We start from the raw sequence: 599 nt of genomic DNA on the forward strand, positions 1-599 counted from the left end.
TTTCTGCATGCGCGCCGACGGCAGCGGCTTTACCGCCGTGCGACACTTCGTCCGCTCCGGCCGCGACGAGGCCATCGTCACGCTCCCGGCTCCAGCCCGCAATGACGCGCGCGACTATGAAATGTGCGGCTACCCCACAAACCGTCCGGCTGATCCGGCAGATCTCGCCAGCCGGTAAGGTGCGCGTGCTCATCACCAATCTGCTCGACATGCACCGCTATCCGGCTGCCACCTTCCGCGATCTCTATCACCAGCGCTGGCGCCTGGAGGAGGCGTTTAAACGTCTCAAACACCGCATGGCACTCGAACACCTGTCCGGCCTCTCACAGTTGGCCGCCAGGCAGGACTTCGGTGCCAAAATCCTCTGCGACAACCTACACGCCCTGTGCTGCCTCACCGCCGCGCAGGAACATGACATTGACTCGGACCATCGGATCAACCGGACCTACGCCATCACTGCCCTCAAACGTGTCCTGCCTGCGGTGCTGCTCGGCCTGCGATGGGCCAAGGCTGCTCTGAATGAAACCTTGACCTTGATCGCAACACGTATCCATCGCGTGCGACCGGATCGCGCCAAGCCTCGACCGCCTCGTCATAAG

Annotated in this window: 1 protein-coding gene; it reads left to right on the plus strand. The window is 62.8% G+C overall.

Annotated features, from left to right (window positions below):
• Positions 1–185: 185 nt before the first annotated feature.
• Positions 186–599: transposase (locus ACYP5B_RS33635; protein ID WP_459572510.1), on the plus strand; the 414-nt coding region annotated here is incomplete at its 3' end.

Source organism: Cupriavidus sp. 8B, assembly GCF_054589115.1.